Genomic DNA, 18796 nt, shown 5'->3' on the forward strand with positions numbered 1-18796 from the left:
AGGCGGGGGCAACATCGGTAGCGCCGGGCCATGCCCGGCGGCTTCTGCCGCACGTCAAGTCGCTATCGCATCGGCCATCGGCACCAGGCAAGCGGATACCCATCCAATTCGGCCGCGAGCCCCGCACGGATCGGATTTCCCAGAATGTAGAGCGCATGACGCCTCAACGCATCTTCATTGCGAACGGCATGGTCGAAGTAGCTCGGTTGCCACAGAGGCGTTTCCACGCCGAACTGCTGCCTCAAGAGGCGGCTGCTGCGTGATTTCACCCTCCCCATCAATCGCGCGAGCTTTCCCGCGCGCAACTGCATCAACCAATGAACATGGTCGGGCATGACGACCCAGGCGAACGAGTGACTGAGCCCCTTGCGCTCCACGAAGCGCAACGTATCCACGAGGCATTCTGCGCAGCGTGGGTCTGCAAATACCGGGCGTCGCTTCAGTACGACGGTGGTGAGCACGTAGTACCCATCGATGCGGGAAACGCGACCACGCTGTAGATGGCGACTGGACATTGGACCAGTCTGGGAATGCGCTTTGAATCCGCCTATCGGCGGACACCTTGGCAGCCTGTGAGGTTCTGCCGCGCTCGCCGGGCATTTTCCCAGGTGTCCGGGTTTTCGGTAGCGCCGGGCCATGCCCGACGGCTTTCCTTTGATCGTTCATGGCGTCGGACACAGACCGCGCTGCTGCGCCCGCCGGGTAGGGCCCGGCGCTACCAGAGCGCAGGCGTTCACGGCGTCGGACATAGGCCGCGCTTCGCGCTCGCCGGGCAGGGCCCGGCGCTACCGGCTTTGATCAGACCGCCTCGTCATCGCGCGGCGGCGCACGGCACGAACGCACCCGCACCAGCGCGTCTCCGGCCTCGCGGGCCATGCGCTCGTACTCGGCGCGGATTTCCTCCAGCCGCTCCTCATCCATCTCTTCCAGGTCCAGCAGCTCGTTGTTGGCCTCGGCGGTGGCGCGGATCAGCTCGTCCAGCTTGATCTGCATCGCGGCCGTGTCCGAGTTCTGCGTATGCTGGATCAGGAACACCATCAGGAAGGTGATGATGGTGGTGCCGGTGTTGATCACCAGCTGCCAAGTGTCGTTGAAGCCGAATACGGGGCCGCTGATGCCCCACAGCACCACGATCGCCACCGCAGCCAGGAAGGTCCACGGCGAGCCGGTGGCGGCCGCGGCCTTCTTGGCGATCGTATTGAACAGGCTCCGTGCTTTCATCATCGTCGTTCCAACCAGGTGACGAGGATGATCGGCATCGGCCCGTGCACGGGCCGTGCAGCCGCCGCTCGGGTCAGGCGCGCAGGCGCGGGGCGTCCTGCAGGCGCACCGCGCGGCTGGTTTGGTAGACGTGCTGCCAGCAGCGGTCGACGAATTCGCGGGCCTGCGCCTCGCTCAGGCGCGGCATGATCTGCAGGGCGTACTGGGTCTGGAACATTTCGTCGCGCTGCGCATTGCTGGCGCGCGGCTGGGTGATCAGCGAATCACAGGCGAACTTGACCCACGGCACATAGGAACCAAACGAGTTGTGCGGCAGCGCGCCGTCGGCATGCTGCCGGCGCCAGTGATCAAGCTCGGCGTCGACATCGATGACCGGTGGGATGGTGGGGACTTCAGCGTGCATGGCATTCCAGTTCGGTTGGGTGGCAGGGAGTGGGGGTTGATCGCAGTGTGGCGTATGCACCGGTGCATGCCGCGTCAGCGCGGTGTGCAGCCGGTGTTGCCGTCGATCAGTTGCGCGTGTGCGACGGCGCCCAGGCCCTGCGCCATGTCGGCCATCGCATTGCACAGGCGCACGTGGTCGCGCGGATGGCCGCGCACGACTTCCTGTTGCATGCGTTGGAAAGCGGTCCAGAACGGCGCGCTGCTTCGATGCAGGGCGAACTGCTGCGTCATCCGGTCGCGGATGCCGGCAAGTACCGGGTCGGGCAGGGGGTGTACGGCGTGCGCGCGCATGGGCTGGCCCCGCCGGGACAAGAGGCCCCGGTGGAACCACCGTAGGCGTGGTGCGTGCAGGTGATGTTAGGGCCGTGTGTGCAGCTCACCCAACTGAATGTGCGCCAGCGCACATCGCAGTGCGCTGACGCCGCCGGCACAAGGCTGTGCCGGCTCTGAAGCGTTCATCAAGCAGCGTGCAGCATCACTGCGCAGCGCTTATTCGCCGATGTCTTCGTTCCAGATTTCCGGATGTTGCGCAATGAAGCCGCCCAGCAGGTCCACGCATTCCTGGCTGTCCAGGTCGATCACGTTGACGCCGTTTTCGCGCAGCCAGTCGATGCCGCCCTGGAAGGTGCGCGATTCGCCCACCACCACGGTGCCGATGTTGAACTGGCGCACCAGGCCCGAGCAGTACCAGCAGGGCGCCAGGGTGGTGACCATGATGGTGTCCTGGTAGCGGCGCTGGCGGCCGGCCTTGCGGAAGGCATCGGTTTCGCCGTGCACGGACGGATCGCCTTCCTGCACCCGGCGGTTGTGGCCGCAGCCGAGCAGTCGGCCGTCGTTGTGGTACAGCGCCGCGCCGATCGGCACGCCGCCCTCGGCCAGGCCCTGTCGGGCTTCGGCGATGGCGGTCTGCAGCAGGGCCTGGTAGTCGGGCGTGGTGATCATGCGGGGCTCCGGTGGGTCATGGGCCGCCATGATAAGGCCCGGTTACCCCGCAGCGGCCCCGGCGGTGCGATAATCAGCGGCATGAGCGAATCCCCCTACAAATCCGGTACCACCCATTTCGGGTTCCGCGACGTGGCCGCCAAGGACAAGCAGAAGCTTGTCGGCGAGGTGTTCACCTCGGTCGCGCGCAACTACGACCTGATGAACGACCTGATGAGCCTCGGCGTGCACCGGGCCTGGAAGCGCTATTACGTGGCCACCGCGCAGGTGAAGCCGGGTGACCGCGTGCTCGACCTGGCCGGCGGCACCGGCGACATCGCCGCCCTGCTGAAGGAGCGCGTGGGCGCGGAAGGTTCGGTGGTGCTGGGCGACATCAACGCCGGCATGCTGTCGGTCGGCCGTGACCGCCTGACCAACCGCGGCCTGGTGCTCGGCCTGGACTACGTGCAGTGCAACGCCGAAGCCCTGCCGTTCCCGGACAACAGCTTCGACCTGGTGACCATTGCCTTCGGCCTGCGCAACGTGACCGACAAGGACGCCGGCCTGCGCGAGATGTACCGCGTGCTGAAGGTGGGCGGCCAGGCCCGCGTGCTGGAGTTCTCCGAAGTCACCGCCGACTGGTTCAAGCCGATCTACGACTTCCACTCGTTCAGGATCCTGCCCAAGCTGGGCAAGCTGTTCGCCAACGATTCGGACAGCTACCAGTACCTGGCCGAGAGCATCCGCAAGCACCCGCCGCAGGAAGAGCTGAAGGCGATGATGGGGCAGGCCGGCTTCGAGCGCTGCCACTACAAGAACCTGACCGGCGGCATCGTCTCGATCCACTCCGGCTACAAGCTGTAAGCCCGGGTTTCCGGTAGTGCCGGCCGCTGGCCGGCATTCCCGTGTCCGGCCATCGTCCGTGCGGATGCCGGCCGGCGGCCGGCACTACCGGTGCTGTGGCCCGGCCTTACCCCGCATCGCGCAACGCGCCCGGGGCTAGGGAGAGGTACCATTGGGGTTTGATCCCCGTAACGGTCCCGATTCATGCGTAATCCGCTGATGCTCCTTCCGCTGGCCGTGGCCCTGGCCGCCGGCTGCTCCCAGGAGGCGGCCGCACCCGCCGCCGCCCCGACTGCCGAAAAGGCCCCCGCCGCCCCCGTGAACGCCGAGAACCGCAGCCACGACGAAAGCTCGTACGCCGAGCCGGACAAGGTCGTCATCAAGGACATCGCGCTGGATCTGAAGCTGGACTTCGACCAGAAGCAGATCGGCGGCACCGCCACCTACACCCTGGAATGGAAGCAGAAGGACGCCCAGCAGCTGGTGCTCGACACCCGTGAGCTGAGCGTGTCCAAGGTCGAGGCCATCGGCGCCGATGGCGCGCGCAGTGAACTGAAGTTCGCCCTGGCCCCGGTCGACAAGGTGTTCGGCAGCAAGCTGACCATCGAAGCGCCGGAACAGCCGGCCAAGGTCGAAGTGACCTACCACACCGCACCGACCGCCTCGGGCCTGCAGTGGCTGGAGCCGTCGATGACCGAGGGCAAGAAGCTGCCCTTCATGTTCAGCCAGTCGCAGGCCATCCACGCCCGTTCCTGGGTGCCGCTGCAGGACACCCCGAGCGTGCGCTTCACCTACAGCGCGCACGTGACCTCGCGCCCGGACGTGATGGTGCTGATGAGCGCCGACAACGACCCGAAGGCCGCGCGTGACGGTGATTACACCTTCAAGATGCCGCAGCCGATCCCGTCCTACCTGCTGGCCATCGCTGCCGGTGACCTGGTGTTCGAGCCGATTTCCGGCCGCTCCGGCGTCTGGGCCGAGCCGACCATGGTCAACAAGGCCGCCAAGGAATTCGAAGACACCGAGAAGATGATCGGTGCCGCCGAGAAGCTGTACGGCCAATACCGCTGGGGCCGTTACGACATGCTGGTGCTGCCGCCGTCGTTCCCGTTCGGCGGCATGGAAAACCCGCGCCTGACCTTCGCCACCCCGACCGTGATCGTCGGTGACAAGTCGCTGGTCTCGCTGGTCGCCCACGAACTGGCGCACAGCTGGTCGGGCAACCTGGTGACCAACGCCAGCTGGAAGGACATCTGGCTCAACGAAGGCTTCACCACCTACGTCCAGGGCCGCATCACCGAAGCCCTGTACGGCAAGGAGATGGCCGAGATGGAGAAGCAGATCGACCAGACCGACCTGCTGGCCGAAGTGAAGGACATGAGCCCGGCCGACCAGGCCCTGGCCCTGCCGCCGCTGAACGAGCGTGACCCCGACGAAGCCCTGAGCCAGGTCGCCTACGTCAAGGGTTCGTGGTTCCTGGAGTTCCTGGAACAGCGCTTCGGCCGCGAAACCTTCGACCCGTTCCTGCGTGGCTGGTTCGATGACCATGCCTTCCAGAGCGCCAACACCGACCAGTTCGTCGACTACCTGAAGAAGAACCTGCTGCCGAAGAACCCCTCGGCGGTGAGCGAAGCCGAGCTGAAGGCGTGGCTGGACGAGCCGGGCATTCCGTCGTTCGCGGCCAAGGCGCAGTCGCGCAACTTCAGCAGCGTGGATGCCGCGCGCATCGCCTTCTCCGGTTCGGGCACCTTGCCGACCAGCCAGGTCACCGCTGATTGGGGCACCCAGGAATGGGTGCGCTTCATCGACGGCCTGGGCGCGACCTTGCCGCTGGACAAGCTGGCCACGCTGGACAAGGCCTTCCACTTCACCGGCACGCCCAATGGCGAGATCGCCATGCGCTGGTACCCGCTGGCCATCCGCAGCGGTTACGAGCAGGCCAATGAAGCGGCTGCAGCCTTCATCGAGCGCGTCGGCCGTCGCAAGCTGATCATGCCGATCTACGCCGAACTGGTGAAGACCCCGAAGGGTCTGGAGCTGGCCAAGCAGGCCTTCGAGAAGGCCAAGCCGGGCTACCACCCGATCACCACCGCCTCGGTGCAGGATCTGCTGGCCAAGGCTGAAGCCAAGTAAGAAAACGCGCCGGGCATCCCCCGGCGCTTTTTTTTGTAGAGTCGAGCCATGCTCGACTGCTGCTCCAAGGCATTTGTAGAGTCGAGCCATGCTCGACTGTTGTTGGGCAGTCAGTCGAGCATGGCTCGACTCTACAGAAAGGCACCCGCAAAGGACTTCCGCATGAAACGACTGATCCTGATCACCACCTGCGCCCTGGCCCTGGCCGCCTGCAGCAACCCGGAAGAGGAGCGCAAGGCGCAGGAAGCCGCCGCGGCCGCCGTGCAGGCGCAGAAGGAGGCCAAGGCCGAGGACGTCGCCAAGCAGTACGACGCGGCCGTGGCCGCACAGGACTGGGAACGCGCGCGCCTGCATGGCGCCTCGCTGCTGGACCAGTACAAGGACACCGCTGCCGCCGAGCGCATCGCCGCCGGCTACGACGAGGTCAAGGCCAAGGGCGATGCCGCGCGCGACCTGCGCCGCATGCAGGCGCTGTGGCAGTACAACGAGATTCCGGTCGGCAGCAAGGGCGTGCAGCGCTCGGCGTCGATCTACAGCAAGGAACGGGTGGATGTGGATGGCAGCGGTGCCAAGCCGGTGCAGCTGGTGTTCCGCGACCACCCCGAGTGGAAGCGGCATGCCTACCTGGTACTGCAGGCGGGCGATTTCCGCTGCCCGCAGTGCTCGGTGAAGGTGACCGTGGACGATGGCAAGGCGATCCCGATGGCGGCCTGGCGGCCGAAGACCGACGAGGCCATCGCCATGTTCATCACCGATCAGAAGGCGCTGTGGAAGCTGGCCCAGAAGGGCAAGTCGATCAGCATCGAGTTCCCGGTGAAGGCCGGTGGCACCCGTACCGCGGTGTTCGAGACTGGCGGCGTGGACACCAGCCGCATGCCGCAGTGGTGGAAGTGACGGCCACTGCGGTGGCGGCGCTGTCGACGATCCGCCACTGGGTGTTCGACATGGATGGCACGCTGACCGTGGCGATGCACGATTTCCAGCGGATCAAGCGCGAACTGGGCATTCCGGCCAGTGCGGACATCCTGGTGCATCTGGCAGGCCTGCCGGCTGCGGAGGCGGCACGCAAGCATGCCTGGCTGCTGGACCATGAGCGTGACCTGGCCGAGGACGCGCTGCCGGCGCCCGGCGCGGTCGAGCTGCTGCGCGCGCTGGCCGCGGCGGGTTGCGAGCTGGGCATCCTGACCCGCAACGACCATGCGTTGGCCAAGCTGACGCTGGAGGCGATCGGGGTAGGGGATCTGTTTGACGATGCCGGCATCATCGGCCGTGGCGAGGCCGTGCCCAAGCCTTCGCCTGATGGCGTGCAGCAGCACCTGCGGCGCTGGGGCATCGGTGCCGGCGCGGCGGTGATGGTGGGCGACCATGCCTACGACCTGGAGTGCGGCCGCGCTGCGGGGGCGCATACCGTGCTGGTCAACCTTCCAGAAAACCCATGGCCGGGCCGCGCGGACTGGCATTTCGCCGATTGCCGCGGGTTGTTGGCGGCCTGGCAGGCCGCATGACCGTGTAGCGCCGAGCCCATGCTCGGCTGCTCTGCGGTCGGGTCGCGCTGGAGCGCGAAAGCCGAGCATGGGCTCGGCTCTACAAAGCGCAGGCAACGTGCCGGCCGCTGGCCGGCAGTGCCGACCAAGGTCGACACCTGCCAGAGCAGTTCCCGATCGCGCATCGAAATGCGCGGGCAGTTCGGCTTACGCGCCCAGCGCGTAACCGAACTGCTGCTTGAACTGCTCGTGGAACTCTTCGAAGGTGAAGCGCTGGTTCTGGGTGCCCGGGTGCTCGACCTTCAGTGCGCCCATCAGGTTGCCCATGCGGCCGATGGTCAGCCAGTCGTAGCCCTTCTGGATGCCGTAGATCAGGCCGGCGCGGAAGGCGTCGCCACAGCCGGTCGGGTCGACCACGCGGCGCTCGTGCGCCGGCGGGATGTCGTAGCTCTTTTCCGGGGTGTGGATGACTGCGCCCTTCGGGCCGCGGGTGGTGATGTAGGCCTTCACCCGGCTGACGATCTGCTTCTCGTCCCAGCCGGTGCGTTCCTGCAGCAGGTTCGACTCGTAGTCGTTGACCACCACGTAGTCGGCCTGCTCGATGAAGTCACGCAGCTCCGGGCCGTTGAACAGCGGCAGGGCCTGGCCCGGGTCGAAGATGAAGGGGATGCCGCAGGCCAGGAACTCGGCCGCGTTCTGGATCATGCCGTCGCGGCCGTCCGGCGCGACGATGCCGAAGGTGACGCCCGGCACGTCCTTCACGTGGTTCTCGTGCGAACGCATCATCGCGCCCGGATGGAAGGCGGTGATCTGGTTGTTGTCGTGGTCGGTGGTGATGAAGCACTGGGGGGTGAACATGTCCTCCAGCACCCGCACCTGGCTCAGGTCGATGTCCATGCGCTCGAAGTGCTCACGGTACGGACCGAAATCCTGGCCGACGGTGCCCATCGGGATCGGGCTGCCGCCCAGCAGCTTCAGGTTGTAGGCGATGTTGCCGGCGCAGCCGCCCAGTTCGCGGCGCATGCGCGGCACCAGGAAGGACACGTTCAGGATGTGCACCTTGTCCGGCAGGATGTGATTCTTGAACTGGTCCGGGAACACCATGATGGTGTCGAAGGCAAGAGAACCACAGATCAGAGCGGACATCGATGTAAGCCTATGCGGTGAATTTCGGGGTGGGCCGGCCGGCTTCGGCCAGCAAGCAAATGGCGCCCTTGGGCGCCCGACGGCGCAAAGGTTACCCGCTGGTGCCGCTCAGGGCCAGAACCGGGTGATGCCCGATCAGGCCGAAACCCAGCCAAGTCGCGGGTTCAGCTAGTTTTTTCCTTGCTCGGCGGGAAGCGGGTTGCTAGGCTTGTCGGCCTCGAATTCTGCCCATTTTTTCGCCATCCCGCGGCGGGCACGACACCCCTCAGGACTCCTTCCTCAGATGTTCAAGAAACTCCGTGGCATGTTCTCCAACGACCTGTCCATCGACCTGGGCACGGCCAACACCCTCATCTACGTGCGCGGGCAGGGGATCGTGCTGAACGAGCCGTCGGTCGTGGCCGTGCGCCAGGACCGTGCCATTGGTGGCACCCGCTCGGTGGCAGCCGTAGGCGCCGAAGCCAAGCAGATGCTCGGCCGTACCCCGGGCCACATCACCACCATCCGCCCGATGAAGGACGGCGTCATCGCCGACTTCACCTATACCGAGGCGATGCTCAAGCACTTCATCAAGAAGGTGCACAAATCCCGCGTGCTGCGCCCGAGCCCGCGCGTGCTGGTCTGCGTGCCGGCCGGCTCGACCCAGGTCGAGCGCCGCGCGATCAAGGAATCGGCCGAGGAAGCCGGTGCCCGTGACGTGTTCCTGATCGAAGAGCCGATGGCCGCCGCGATCGGCGCCGGCATGCCGGTCACCGAGGCCCGTGGCTCGATGGTCATCGACATCGGCGGCGGCACCACCGAAGTGGCGGTGATCTCGCTGAACGGCATCGTCTATTCGGCCTCGGTCCGCATCGGCGGCGACCGCTTCGACGAGTCGATCACCAACTACGTGCGCCGCAACCACGGCATGCTGATCGGTGAAGCCACCGCCGAGCGCATCAAGGTCGAGCTGGGCTGCGCCTACCCGCAGGCGGAAGTGATCGAGATGGAAATCTCCGGCCGCAACCTCGCCGAGGGCGTGCCGAAGATGATCAAGATCAGCTCCAACGAGGTGCTCGAAGCCCTGCACGAGCCGCTGTCGGGCATCGTCAGCGCGGTCAAGCTGGCCCTGGAACAGACCCCGCCGGAACTGTGTGCCGACGTCGCCGAGCGCGGCATCGTGCTGACCGGTGGTGGCGCCCTGCTGCGTGACCTGGACCGCCTGATTTCCGAGGAAACCGGCCTGCACGTGCAGGTGGCTGACGACCCGCTCACCTGCGTGGCCCGCGGTGGTGGTCGTGCGCTGGAACTGGTCGACATGCACGGCAACGAGTTCTTTGCGCCGGAATAAGCCGTCCCGGCTGCTCCTGCCCGCAGCGCCCCTCCGGGGTGCGGCCCGCCCTGCCGGCGGGTCGACACCGGCGGGGCGCCCGCGTGTTTCCCTTCCGCCTTCTGCCAGTTGAATCGTTGCCGTGCCGCCCTACGCCGGACCTCCCGTCGCTTCCCGATCCGGTGATGCCGCCAGCCCCCTGCGGCTGCTGGCCTACCTGGCACTGGCCATCACCCTGATCGTGCTGGACGACCAGGCCGGCTGGCTTGCGCGCCTGCGCGAGCAGGCCAACAGCCTGGTGCAACCGGTGTGGGCCCTGGCCGGCCTGCCGGGCAAGCTGGGCAACCAGGTCAAGGACAGCGCGGCCAGCCATGGCCAGCTGGTGACCGAAAACCGCGAACTGCGCAACCAGCTGCTGCTGGCCAACGCGCGCCTGACCCGCCTGCAGACCGCCGCGCTGGACAATGCCCAGCTGCGCGAACTGCTGAACGTGGCCGAGCGCAGCGGGCTGGATGTGCAGCTGGCGCCGATCCTGGATATCGACCTGGACCCGGTGAAGCAGCGCCTGGTGCTCGATGCCGGCAGCCGCGAAGGCGTGCATGTCGGCCAGGCGGTGATCGATGCCGGCGGCCTGATGGGGCAGGTGATCAGCACCACCGGCAGCACGTCCACCGTGCTGCTGCTGACCGACCCGGATCATGCCGTGCCGGTGACCGTGGCCCGCAACGGCGTGCGCCTGATCGTCTACGGGCGTGGCGACACGCTGGAACTGCGTGACATTCCGCTCAGCGCGGGCGTGGAAGTGGGCGATGAGATCGTCACCTCCGGCCTGGGCGGGCGTTTCCCTGCCGGTTTCCCGGTCGGCACCATCACCGGCCTGCGCCCGGACGATACCCATGCCTTCCTTGTGGGCGAGCTGAAGCCGGCGGCCCAGCTGGACCGTGGCCGTGACGTGCTGCTGCTGCGGCCGGGTGCGGCGATCCGGATCCCACCGGAGCTGCGCAAGAGTCTGGACGCCGGTGCCGCAGGCGGCCCTGCAGCGGCTGAGGCGCTGCAGGCAGGCACCCCGCCAACCGCAGCTCCCGACGCTGGCTCGGCCCCGGTAATGCCGGCCCCGGTAGTGCCGGCCGCTGGCCGGCAACAGCCCTCGTCGCCGACGAGGACTGTTGCCCCCGCATCCTCCCTTAACCCCGCGCCGTCGGCGCGCCCCCTTCAACAGGAAGGGGGCTCCACTCCAGCCGGCGCTACGGTAGTGCCGGCCGCTGGCCGGCAACCGCAGCCCACGCAACCCATCCCGCAGGAGCCCGCACGATGAGCCGCCTGCGCGACAACCCCTGGGTGCTGCCGGCCAGCCTGGTCGTGGCCCTGCTGCTGGGCCTGCTGCCGTTGCCGGCGCTGCTGCAGCCGCTGCGCCCGTACTGGCTGGCGCTGGTGCTGGCCTACTGGGTCATCGAAGCCCCCGAGCGTGTCGGCCTGGGCGTGGCCTTTGCCAGCGGCGTCATCGCCGATCTGCTGTACGGCGGGGTGCTGGGTGAACAGGCGCTGCGCCTGGTCATGCTGGCTTTCATCCTGCAGCGCTTCCGTGCCCGCATCCGCTTTTTCCCGATGTCCCAGCAGATGCTGGCCATCGGTGGCCTGCTGTTCAACGACCGCATCGTCAGCGCGCTGGTGCACATCCTGGTGGGCGAACCGACCCTGCCGTGGTCGTACTGGTGGGCGCCCCTTCTGGGCATGGGCCTGTGGCCGCTGGTGTTCGTGCTGCTGGACGCAGTGCGTTTCGGCAAGCGCGGGCGCTGAGCCATGATCCCGCGCCGCCAGGTCAAGAACCCGCACGCTGAAGCCGAACAGTTCCGCCGCCGCGCGGCGCTGGGCTTCCTCGGCGTGCTGGTGTGCCTGCTGGGCCTGGGCGGCTGGTACTTCAAGCTGCAGGTGCTGGACCACGACATCTACGCCACCCGTTCGGAAGCCAACCGCATCAAGCCGCGGCCGGTGGTGCCCGGGCGCGGCATGATCTACGACCGCAACGGCCGGCTGCTGGCCGAAAACGTGCCGGCGTTCCGCCTGGATGTGACCCCGGACAAGGTCAAGGACATGGACGCCACCCTGGAAGGGCTGGCGAAGATCATCAACATCAGCCCCGAAGAGCTGGAAGCGTTCAACAAGTCGCGCAAGGCGCGCCGCAAGTTCCTGCCGGTCACCCTCAAGCTGCGCATGAGCGACGAGGAGATGGCCCGTTTCGCGGTCGATCGCTGGCGCTTCCCCGGTGTCGAGCTGGAGCCTTACCTGACCCGCCGCTACCCGTATGGCGATCTGTTCGCGCACATCATCGGGTATGTCGGCCGCGTAGATGACAAGGATCTGGAGATCCTGGGCGAGGGCAACGCGGCGCTGACCCATATCGGCAAGTCCGGCCTGGAGCGCTATTACGAGCAGGAACTGCGCGGCAAGGTCGGCTACGAGCAGGTCGAGACCAACGTGCAGGGCCGTGCCATCCGCACCATCGGCCGGGTGGCCGCACAGTCCGGCGCCGATCTGCGCCTGTCCATCGACGCCGACCTGCAGCGTGCCATGGTCGCCGCCTTCGGCGAACAGGAGGGCTCGGCGGTGGCGATGGACCCGCGTACCGGCGAAGTGCTGGCCATGGTCAGCCTGCCGTCCTATGACCCGAACCTGTTCGTCAACGGCATCTCCCATGCCGATTTCAAGGCACTGAACGAGAACCCGTCGCGGCCGCAGTTCAACCGCCTGGTGCTGGGTGGCGTCGCCCCCGGCTCCACCCTGAAGCCGCTGATCGGCCTGGCCGGCCTGGATTCGGGTGTTCGCCGCCCGGAAGACAAGGTGCTGTCCACCGGCATGTTCTACCTGCCGGGCACCTCGCGCGGCTGGGGTGACGCCCACCGTGGCGGCCACGGCTGGACCGACCTTCGCAAGTCCATCGCCGAATCGGTCAACACCTATTACTACAAGCTTGCGCTGGACCTGGGCATCGAGCGCTTCGACCATTACATGGAGTACTACGGCTTCGGCCAGCCGACCGGCATCGACCTGACCGGCGAAATCGGCGGCATCCTGCCGTCGCCGGCCTACAAGCGCAAAAGCCGCAAGGAAGCCTGGTACCCGGGCGATACGGTCAACATCAGCATCGGCCAGGGTGACTGGAAGGTCACCCCGCTGCAGTTGGCGCGCGGTGTCAGCGCACTGGCCGACGGCCAGCTGCGCACCCCACATCTGGTGATCCAGCAGCGCGACGGCTTCGACAGCAACTGGGCGGCGATGCCGCCGGGTGAAAGCAAGCCGGTCAGCCCCAACCCCAACAACGTGCAGGCCGTGCGCGAGGGCATGATGGCGACCATGCGGCCCGGCGGCAGCGGCTGGCGCGTGGCGGTCGGTGCGCCGTATGTGATGGCCGGCAAGACCGGTACCGCGCAGGTCATCAGCCGCAAGGGCACCGCTGCGGTGAATCCCAAGAGCCTGCCCATGCATCTGCGCCACCGCGCGCTGTTCGTCGGCTTCGCGCCGGTCGACAACCCCGTGATCGCCATTGCGGTGGCCGTGGAAGGCGGCGGCTACGGTGGTTCGGCGGCTGCACCGATCGCGCGCAAGGTGTTCGATGCCTATCTGCTGGGCAAGATGCCTGAAGGCATGCAGCCGCTGGATGCCGAACGCGGTACCACCGCCATCGGTGTGACCGCCTTCGACAACGAAGACGTGAACGCGCGCCCGGCCGGTGATGCGGCCGCCGCGCAGCTGGCCGAGCATCCGGTGCTGGTCGGCGTGCCCGCACCGGAACCGGCGCCGGCACCGCTGCCGAGCACGCCGGCCGCCGCCGCATTGCCGGCCACGCCACGCCCGACCGCTGCGGAGGCGGCCCAATGAGAGTCTTCCTGCGCTGGGCCGGCGACATGCTGCGCCGCTTCTTCAGCACCCTGGACTGGGTGCTGTGCCTGGCCCTGGGCACGCTGATGGTGATCGGCCTGGCCACGCTGAAGAGCGCCGGCGGCGACAGCCTGGTGATGGCCCAGGGCGCGCGTTTCGCGGTGGGCCTGGCAGCGCTGTGGGCCATTTCGCGCGTGCCCATCCTGCGCATCCGCTCGGCCACGCCGATGATCTATGCGATCTCGATGATTCCGCTGCTGGCGGTGTTCGTACTGGGCACTGGCAAGTACGGGCGGCAGTGGCTGGACCTGAAGTTCTTCTACCTGCAGCCGGCCGAACTGCTGAAGGTCAGCCTGCCGATGATGGTGGCCTGGTACCTGCACCGCATGCCGCTGCCACCGCGCTTCAACACGGTGCTGGTGTCGATGGTGATCATCGGCGTGCCCACCGGCCTGGTGATGCTGCAGCCCGACTTCGGCACCGGCGTGCTGATCGCCGCCAGCGGCGTGTTCGTGCTGCTGCTGGCCGGCCTGCCGTGGTGGTGGGTCGGGCTGGGCGTGGGCGGCGTGGCCGCGGTCGCGCCGCTGGCCTGGTTCTGGCTGCTGCGGCCGTACCAGAAGGACCGCATCATGATGTTCCTGGACCCGGAGATGGACGCGCTGGGCGCGGGCTGGAACATCATCCAGTCGAAGATCGCGATCGGTTCCGGCGGCTTCGACGGCAAGGGCTGGGGCGAAGGCTCGCAGTCCCACCTGAACTTCATTCCCGAGCAGACCACCGACTTCGCGTTCTCCGTGCTGAGCGAGGAATTCGGCTGGATGGGGGTGGCCCTGGTGCTGACCCTGTACCTGGTGGTGATCGGGCGTTGCCTGTGGATCGCCAGCCAGTCGCGCGATTCCTATTCGCGGCTGCTGGCCGGTGCCACCGGCCTGGCCTTCTTCGTCTACGTGCTGGTGAACGGCGGGATGATTTCCGGCCTGCTGCCGGTGGTGGGCGTGCCCATGCCGCTGATCAGCTACGGCGGTACGTCCGCGGTTTCGCTGCTGGCCGGCTTCGGGCTGGTGATGGCGGTACGCAGCCACAACCCCGTGCACGGCGGCTACGGCTGAGCCCGGCGCAGCCGCTTCTGTAGAGTCGAGCCCACGCTCGACTGCTCTCCGCTTCTTGTAGAGCCGAGCCACGCTCGGCTGCTCTCCGCTTTTTGTAGAGTCGAGCCATGCTCGACTGCTCTCCGCGAAACGCAGCCGAGCATGGGCTCGGCTCTACCAGAAGCATCGCTCGGTAGCGCCGCGCCATCCCCACCGGCATTGGAAAGCTTCGCGCAAGCGCCGCCCGCTACCCTGCCTGCGTGGAATGGAAACGCATGTTTGGCATCTGCCGCGAGGCGGTGCGTACGATCGATCTGCCGTTGCTGCTTGCGTTGCTGCTGCTGATGGCGGCCGGCCTGGCCGTGCTGCACAGTGTCTCGGGCCCGGTGGCCGGGCAGGCCGCGCGCTTTGCCGGTGGCCTGGCGGCGATGTGGCTGCTGTCGCGGGTATCGCTGCTGCGCCTGCGCGCGTGGACCCCGGCGTTGTACGCGTTGTCGATGCTGCCGTTGATGGCGGTCTATGTGGTCGGCACCGGCAAGTATGGCCAGCGCTGGCTCAACCTGGGCGTGTTCTACCTGCAGCCCTCCGAGCTGCTCAAACTCAGCCTGCCGCTGATGATGGCCTGGTACCTGCATCGCCAGCCGCTGCCACCGTCCCCGCGCACGGTGCTGACCGCCGCGGTGCTGATCGGCGTGCCGGCGCTGCTCATCCTGCTGCAGCCCAACCTGGGCACGGCCACGCTGGTGACCGCCAGCGGCGTGTTCGCCCTGTTGCTGGCCGGCCTGCACTGGGGCTGGGTGGTGGCCGGCCTGGCCAGCGTTTCGATGGCCGCGCCGCTGGCCTGGTTTGGCCTGCTGCGGCAGTACCAGAAGGACCGGGTGCTGACCTTCCTCGACCCCGCCGCCGATCCACTGGGCACAGGCTGGAACATCCTGCAGTCGCGCATCGCGATCGGGTCGGGCGGTTGGGAAGGCCGCGGCTGGGGGCAGGGTACGCAGGCCACGCTGGATTTCCTGCCCGAGTACACCACCGACTTCGCGTTCTCGGTGCTGGGCGAAGAATTCGGCTGGATTGGCGTGGCCACGATGTTCGCGCTGTACCTGTTCGTGGTGGGGCGCTGCCTGTGGATTGCCGCGCACGCGCGCGACACGCATGCGCGCTTGCTGGCGGGCAGCCTGGGGCTGGCGTTCTTCGTCTATGTGCTGGTGAACGGCGGGATGATTTCCGGCCTGCTGCCCGTGGTGGGCATCCCGATGCCGCTGGTCAGCTATGGCGGCACCTCCGCCGTATCGCTGCTGGCTGGCATCGGGCTGGTGATGGCCGTGCGCGTGCACAACCCGATACACGCTGGCTACGGCTGAAGCCGCCGCCGTTGCTTCTGTAGAGCCGAGCCCACGCTCGGCTGCGCTTCGCGGGAAGCAGCCGAGCATCGGCTCGGCTCTACATCAAAGCGCAGCCGTGCACGCTCGACACCACGAACCCGCCCTCCCCATCGACGAAGTTCCATAAAAAGTGCGGACCAATTCACACTTTGACGCGGCGTTGATCCGGATCAATGGACTTGTCGCAATCGGCCTGCACAATGGCGGCCCGTTCGGCACGGCGCGCCGTCTTTCGATGCAGCGCGAGGGGGCGTCGGGCGGGAAGCAGTACTGATCCAACGGATACAGGGAGCGCGGGGTACTGCCACTGGGGAGCGGCAGCCGCGCGGGTATCGACCGGATCCGGTCGCCGGTTGCGCCTGCGGGGATGGGGGCGCAACCGGCAACCTCTGCCTGAATTGGGGCAGGGCAATCACGACGCCTTCACATTTCCCGCTGAACGCGCGCAAATCGTTGTGATTCATGGTGTTAGGGGTTTTAATTCATCCATGACCTGCTAACCTGCGACGATGATTCGACGCTCCCTGGCCTGCATGCTCACCCTCGGTCTGGTCGCCTGCGCGACCCAGCCGACGGCTCCCCCGACTTCACCCCAGGCCAGCAGCACGCCGCGCCATCCGGTCAGCAAGCCTGCCGGCCCGGCCGAAGCCGCGCCCGAAGCCGCCGCAGCCACCGCGCCGCCGGTCGACCTCACCCCGGTGCCGTTCGAGACCGCCCGCGCCCGCTTCATCACCGACACCGCCAAGCGCTACGGCCTGCAGCCGGCTGAAATTTCCCGCGTGCTCGACCAGGCGCAGGTGCGCCAGCCGATCATCGCGGCCATGTCGCGCCCGGCCGAACGGGTGAAGCCGTGGAACGAATACCGGCCGATGTTCATCAGCAAGGCGCGCATCGACGGCGGCCGCGCTTTCCTGGCCGAACACCGTGCCGAACTGGACCGCGTGCAGCAGCGCACTGGCGTGCCGGCCGAAGTGATCGTGGCGATCATCGGCGTGGAAACCAGCTACGGCAAGAACGCCGGCAACCACCGCGTGCTGGATGCGCTGTACACCCTGGCCTTCTATTACCCGCGCAGTGGCGACCCGGCCAAGCTGGAACGCGAAGTGCGCCGCGAGCTGTTTTTCCGCGATGAACTGGCCAAGCTGTTCGAACTGGGCCGCGAAGAAAAGCTGGACATCACCACGCTCAAGGGCAGCTACGCCGGGGCGATGGGCATGGGCCAGTTCATGCCGTCCAGCTATCTGGACTACGCCGTGGACGGCAACGGCGATGGCCGCCGTGATCTGTTCACCAGCTACGACGATGTGTTCTCGTCCATCGCCAACTACTTCGTGAAGAAGGGCGGCTGGGTGCGCGGCGGACAGGTAGCGGTGCCGGCCACGCTGGCGCCGGGGCGCGAGGAATTCAATCCGACCGAGTGGATGCCGACCTGGTCGCTGGCCGATCTGGCCCAGCGCGGCTACCAGCCCAGCGTCGCGGTGCAGCCCGGTGCCACGGCCACCCCGGTCACGCTGGAAGGCAGCACCGGCAAGCAGTACTGGCTGGGCTTCCAGAACTACTACGCGATCACCCGCTACAACCTCTCGAAGATGTACGCGATGGCCGTGTTCCAGTTGTCCCAGGCCATTGCCGGACAGGAGCTGCCCCCGGCATGAACATCAGATGGCTGGTCTCCGGTATCGTCGTGCTTGCGCTGGCTGCCTGCAGCAGCGCACCGAACAAACCCAGTGCCGGCCATGGCGGCAAGGTGCCCGGCACGGTGGTGCAGGGCAAGGGCGGGCGCCCTGCGCACTGCCCGGACGGCTCGCCGTATGCGGCAGCCACCGAAGATCTGAGCACCCGCGGCAACTACACCGCCGGTGGCCTGTACAAGCCGGGCGTGAAAGACACCACGCCCAGCTACGTGCCCAACGTGGCCTGCATTCCCGAACCGGAAGTGACCGCGATCGAGCGCTCGGCCATCGGCAACAAATCGCCGTACGTGGTGCTGGGCAAGTCGTACAAGGTGCTCGACGACACCCATGACTATGTCGAGCGCGGTACCGCGTCGTACTACGGCGCCAAGTTCCATGGCCGCCTGACCTCCAACCGCGAGGTCTATGACATGTACCAGTTCACCGCCGCACACAAGACGCTGCCGTTGCCCAGCTTTGCCCGCGTGACCAACCTGGACAACGGCGAATCGGTGATCGTGCGCGTCAACGATCGTGGCCCCTTCCATGATGGCCGCGTGGTCGATCTCAGCTATGCCGCCGCCGTGCGCCTGGGCATCACCCAGCGCGGCACCGGCAACGTGGAAGTGCGCGCGTTGCAGCCGGGCGAAAGCAACCTGCTGGCGCAGAAGCCCTCGCGCCGCGAACGCCGTGCCGCCGAAGCCGCGGCCACTGCCGTGGCGGCGGCCCGCCCGTCAGCTGCGCCGCGCGCGGCGGCGCCCAGCGATATCGACCGCCTGGTACAGCGCCTGCCGGCCGATGGCACGCCAGCCCGTGGCCAGCCTGCCACCACCCAGGCCGCCAGCAGCAGCCTGCCGGACGTGGCGGTCAGCACCCTGCCGCCGAGTGCACCGCCGCCGGTGCGCAGCGCGCCCGCCGCGCCGGTGGCCGTGGCCGCCGCTGCGCCGCGCCCCGCCACCCCAGTGCGTGTCGGCCCGGCGCCTGCCGCTGCCGCGCCCACCCTGTCCCAGCAGGTGGTCGGCGCAGTGATGGTGCAGGTGGCCAGCTTCTCCAGCCGCGACAACGCCACCCGTGCGATGGGCCAGCTCAGCGCCGCCGGCATCGTCGGTGCCACCATCAGCGACATCGTCGCCGGTGGCCGCACCCTGTTCCGCCTGCGCGTACCCGCCAACGACCATGCCAGCGCGGCGGAACTTGTCGGCCGCATCGCCGGTCTGGGCCTGGGTTCGCCGCAGATCGTCAAGGATTGATCCGCCCGGGCCGGTGCTGCCGGCCC

At 67.5% G+C, this 18796-nt stretch carries 18 protein-coding genes; 12 read left to right on the top strand and 6 right to left on the bottom strand.

Annotated elements, in window-relative coordinates:
- Positions 1 to 62: 62 nt before the first annotated feature.
- From ACM2ZB_RS18365 to ACM2ZB_RS18385, 5 genes are all read right to left on the bottom strand, one after another.
- Positions 63 to 515, bottom strand: a complete 453-nt coding sequence (locus ACM2ZB_RS18365; protein ID WP_416056498.1) for an REP-associated tyrosine transposase — start codon at positions 513 to 515, stop codon at positions 63 to 65.
- 283 nt (positions 516 to 798) lie between these two features.
- The gene (locus ACM2ZB_RS18370) at positions 799 to 1221 is read right to left on the bottom strand and encodes a low affinity iron permease family protein (RefSeq protein ID WP_416056499.1); all 423 of its coding nucleotides are present in this window, start codon (positions 1219 to 1221) and stop codon (positions 799 to 801) included.
- 73 nt (positions 1222 to 1294) lie between these two features.
- On the bottom strand, positions 1295 to 1624 hold the full coding sequence (locus ACM2ZB_RS18375; RefSeq protein ID WP_313442341.1) for a hypothetical protein: 330 nt from the start codon (positions 1622 to 1624) through the stop codon (positions 1295 to 1297).
- A 74-nt stretch (positions 1625 to 1698) separates the two neighbouring features.
- A complete protein-coding gene (locus tag ACM2ZB_RS18380; RefSeq protein ID WP_416056500.1) occupies positions 1699 to 1956 on the bottom strand; it encodes a hypothetical protein in 258 nt (85 codons plus the stop codon).
- Between the two features lie 198 nt (positions 1957 to 2154).
- A complete protein-coding gene (locus tag ACM2ZB_RS18385; protein ID WP_005411083.1) occupies positions 2155 to 2607 on the bottom strand; it encodes a nucleoside deaminase in 453 nt (150 codons plus the stop codon).
- An 81-nt stretch (positions 2608 to 2688) separates the two neighbouring features.
- Here ACM2ZB_RS18385 and ubiE point away from each other — a divergent pair, with 81 nt between their 5' ends.
- The 4 genes from ubiE (at position 2689) to ACM2ZB_RS18405 (ending at position 7067) form a co-directional block, all read left to right on the top strand.
- Positions 2689 to 3450 carry a bifunctional demethylmenaquinone methyltransferase/2-methoxy-6-polyprenyl-1,4-benzoquinol methylase UbiE gene (gene ubiE, locus ACM2ZB_RS18390; protein ID WP_108766376.1) on the top strand — a complete coding sequence of 254 codons (762 nt, stop codon included), beginning with the start codon at positions 2689 to 2691 and terminating at the stop codon, positions 3448 to 3450.
- A gap of 183 nt (positions 3451 to 3633) precedes the next feature.
- Positions 3634 to 5562, top strand: a complete 1929-nt coding sequence (locus tag ACM2ZB_RS18395; protein ID WP_416056501.1) for a M1 family metallopeptidase — start codon at positions 3634 to 3636, stop codon at positions 5560 to 5562.
- Between the two features lie 162 nt (positions 5563 to 5724).
- Positions 5725 to 6456 carry a hypothetical protein gene (locus tag ACM2ZB_RS18400; RefSeq protein ID WP_416056502.1) on the top strand — a complete coding sequence of 244 codons (732 nt, stop codon included), beginning with the start codon at positions 5725 to 5727 and terminating at the stop codon, positions 6454 to 6456.
- Positions 6444 to 7067 (top strand): HAD family hydrolase, encoded by a 624-nt coding sequence (locus ACM2ZB_RS18405; protein WP_416056503.1) that lies wholly within the window; start codon positions 6444 to 6446, stop codon positions 7065 to 7067. Before ACM2ZB_RS18400 ends, ACM2ZB_RS18405 begins: the two co-directional genes overlap by 13 nt.
- A 186-nt stretch (positions 7068 to 7253) precedes the next feature.
- Here the strand turns inward: ACM2ZB_RS18405 and ACM2ZB_RS18410 are convergent, their stop codons facing one another.
- Positions 7254 to 8192: a carbohydrate kinase family protein gene (locus tag ACM2ZB_RS18410; protein WP_313442329.1), complete on the bottom strand. Its 939-nt coding sequence runs from the start codon at positions 8190 to 8192 to the stop codon at positions 7254 to 7256.
- A 283-nt stretch (positions 8193 to 8475) separates the two neighbouring features.
- Between ACM2ZB_RS18410 and ACM2ZB_RS18415 the strand changes: the two genes are divergently transcribed.
- The 8 genes from ACM2ZB_RS18415 to ACM2ZB_RS18450 all read left to right on the top strand — a co-directional run bounded on the left by ACM2ZB_RS18415 (position 8476) and on the right by ACM2ZB_RS18450 (position 18770).
- Positions 8476 to 9522, top strand: a complete 1047-nt coding sequence (locus ACM2ZB_RS18415) for a rod shape-determining protein (RefSeq protein ID WP_005419402.1) — start codon at positions 8476 to 8478, stop codon at positions 9520 to 9522.
- Positions 9523 to 9643: 121 nt separating this feature from the next.
- Positions 9644 to 10816 (top strand): rod shape-determining protein MreC, encoded by a 1173-nt coding sequence (mreC, locus tag ACM2ZB_RS18420; RefSeq protein ID WP_416056504.1) that lies wholly within the window; start codon positions 9644 to 9646, stop codon positions 10814 to 10816.
- Positions 10813 to 11298 carry a rod shape-determining protein MreD gene (gene mreD, locus ACM2ZB_RS18425; protein ID WP_008265483.1) on the top strand — a complete coding sequence of 162 codons (486 nt, stop codon included), beginning with the start codon at positions 10813 to 10815 and terminating at the stop codon, positions 11296 to 11298. Before mreC ends, mreD begins: the two co-directional genes overlap by 4 nt.
- Positions 11299 to 11301: 3 nt before the next feature.
- A complete protein-coding gene (mrdA, locus tag ACM2ZB_RS18430; protein WP_416056505.1) occupies positions 11302 to 13377 on the top strand; it encodes a penicillin-binding protein 2 in 2076 nt (691 codons plus the stop codon).
- Positions 13374 to 14486 (top strand): rod shape-determining protein RodA, encoded by a 1113-nt coding sequence (gene rodA / locus ACM2ZB_RS18435; protein WP_313442324.1) that lies wholly within the window; start codon positions 13374 to 13376, stop codon positions 14484 to 14486. The genes mrdA and rodA (ACM2ZB_RS18435) overlap by 4 nt, the downstream gene beginning before the upstream one ends.
- Before the next feature lie 254 nt (positions 14487 to 14740).
- The gene (gene rodA, locus ACM2ZB_RS18440) at positions 14741 to 15826 is read left to right on the top strand and encodes a rod shape-determining protein RodA (RefSeq protein ID WP_416056506.1); all 1086 of its coding nucleotides are present in this window, start codon (positions 14741 to 14743) and stop codon (positions 15824 to 15826) included.
- A gap of 530 nt (positions 15827 to 16356) precedes the next feature.
- Complete coding sequence (gene mltB / locus ACM2ZB_RS18445) at positions 16357 to 17502, top strand: lytic murein transglycosylase B (protein ID WP_416056507.1); 1146 nt, start codon at positions 16357 to 16359, stop codon at positions 17500 to 17502.
- Complete coding sequence (locus tag ACM2ZB_RS18450; protein WP_416056508.1) at positions 17499 to 18770, top strand: septal ring lytic transglycosylase RlpA family protein; 1272 nt, start codon at positions 17499 to 17501, stop codon at positions 18768 to 18770. Before mltB ends, ACM2ZB_RS18450 begins: the two co-directional genes overlap by 4 nt.
- The last annotated feature ends 26 nt before the right edge of the window (positions 18771 to 18796 follow it).

Origin of the sequence: Stenotrophomonas maltophilia, assembly GCF_047782825.1 — a bacterium.
Taxonomy (GTDB): Bacteria; Pseudomonadota; Gammaproteobacteria; order Xanthomonadales; family Xanthomonadaceae; genus Stenotrophomonas.

What these genes read in the sequence shown, in the direction of transcription:
- mreD (WP_008265483.1), top strand. Translation starts at nt 10,813, where the DNA reads ATGAGCCGCCTGCGCGACAACCCCTGGGTGCTGCCGGCCAGCCTGGTC.
- rodA (WP_416056506.1), top strand. Translation starts at nt 14,741, where the DNA reads ATGTTTGGCATCTGCCGCGAGGCGGTGCGTACGATCGATCTGCCGTTG.
- ACM2ZB_RS18395 (WP_416056501.1), top strand. Translation starts at nt 3,634, where the DNA reads ATGCGTAATCCGCTGATGCTCCTTCCGCTGGCCGTGGCCCTGGCCGCC.
- rodA (WP_313442324.1), top strand. Translation starts at nt 13,374, where the DNA reads ATGAGAGTCTTCCTGCGCTGGGCCGGCGACATGCTGCGCCGCTTCTTC.
- mrdA (WP_416056505.1), top strand. Translation starts at nt 11,302, where the DNA reads ATGATCCCGCGCCGCCAGGTCAAGAACCCGCACGCTGAAGCCGAACAG.
- ACM2ZB_RS18415 (WP_005419402.1), top strand. Translation starts at nt 8,476, where the DNA reads ATGTTCAAGAAACTCCGTGGCATGTTCTCCAACGACCTGTCCATCGAC.
- ACM2ZB_RS18450 (WP_416056508.1), top strand. Translation starts at nt 17,499, where the DNA reads ATGAACATCAGATGGCTGGTCTCCGGTATCGTCGTGCTTGCGCTGGCT.
- ACM2ZB_RS18410 (WP_313442329.1), bottom strand. Translation starts at nt 8,192, where the DNA reads ATGTCCGCTCTGATCTGTGGTTCTCTTGCCTTCGACACCATCATGGTG.
- ACM2ZB_RS18370 (WP_416056499.1), bottom strand. Translation starts at nt 1,221, where the DNA reads ATGAAAGCACGGAGCCTGTTCAATACGATCGCCAAGAAGGCCGCGGCC.
- mltB (WP_416056507.1), top strand. Translation starts at nt 16,357, where the DNA reads ATGATTCGACGCTCCCTGGCCTGCATGCTCACCCTCGGTCTGGTCGCC.
- ubiE (WP_108766376.1), top strand. Translation starts at nt 2,689, where the DNA reads ATGAGCGAATCCCCCTACAAATCCGGTACCACCCATTTCGGGTTCCGC.
- ACM2ZB_RS18380 (WP_416056500.1), bottom strand. Translation starts at nt 1,956, where the DNA reads ATGCGCGCGCACGCCGTACACCCCCTGCCCGACCCGGTACTTGCCGGC.
- ACM2ZB_RS18385 (WP_005411083.1), bottom strand. Translation starts at nt 2,607, where the DNA reads ATGATCACCACGCCCGACTACCAGGCCCTGCTGCAGACCGCCATCGCC.
- ACM2ZB_RS18375 (WP_313442341.1), bottom strand. Translation starts at nt 1,624, where the DNA reads ATGCACGCTGAAGTCCCCACCATCCCACCGGTCATCGATGTCGACGCC.
- ACM2ZB_RS18400 (WP_416056502.1), top strand. Translation starts at nt 5,725, where the DNA reads ATGAAACGACTGATCCTGATCACCACCTGCGCCCTGGCCCTGGCCGCC.
- ACM2ZB_RS18365 (WP_416056498.1), bottom strand. Translation starts at nt 515, where the DNA reads ATGTCCAGTCGCCATCTACAGCGTGGTCGCGTTTCCCGCATCGATGGG.